Here is a 416-nt window from a genome sequence, read left to right on the forward strand (position 1 = left end):
AATAATTTGCAAGAGGCGCTTAATCAGCCCTCTAACAATGTTACCCGCTCGTTGTTCTTCACCAACGCGAAAAACTTTGTTAATCAGATGGATAGGTTGTCAGGAATTGTGTCGCAACAAAAGAGTGTGGTGAATGATCAGCTTGGGATCCTTGCTGATGAAGCCAATGGCTTAATTGAGAAAATTAGTGAGCTGAACAACCAAATTGCGGCTGTTCATGGTAAGAAAGATCAAGCTGATGCCAGCTCGGTCTATAACGAGCGCGACAAAGCGATTAAAGATCTTTCAGAGCTAATGAACCTAGAAACACTTGACGGACCTCATGGTGAAAAATTGGTGTTCATGTCTACAGGTGAAGCCTTGGTTATGGAAAATGGTAGCTTTAACTTGTTCTCGTTAAATGGCGACCCAGATCC

General features: G+C 42.8%; 1 protein-coding gene. It reads left to right on the forward strand.

From position 1 onward, the window contains the following. A partial coding sequence (locus CWC14_RS18895; protein ID WP_502705439.1) for a FlgK family flagellar hook-associated protein occupies window positions 1-416 on the forward strand: 416 nt, incomplete at both ends.

Origin of the sequence: Pseudoalteromonas sp. S3260, from assembly GCF_005886925.1 — a bacterium.
Lineage (GTDB): Bacteria > Pseudomonadota > Gammaproteobacteria > Enterobacterales > Alteromonadaceae > Pseudoalteromonas > Pseudoalteromonas tetraodonis.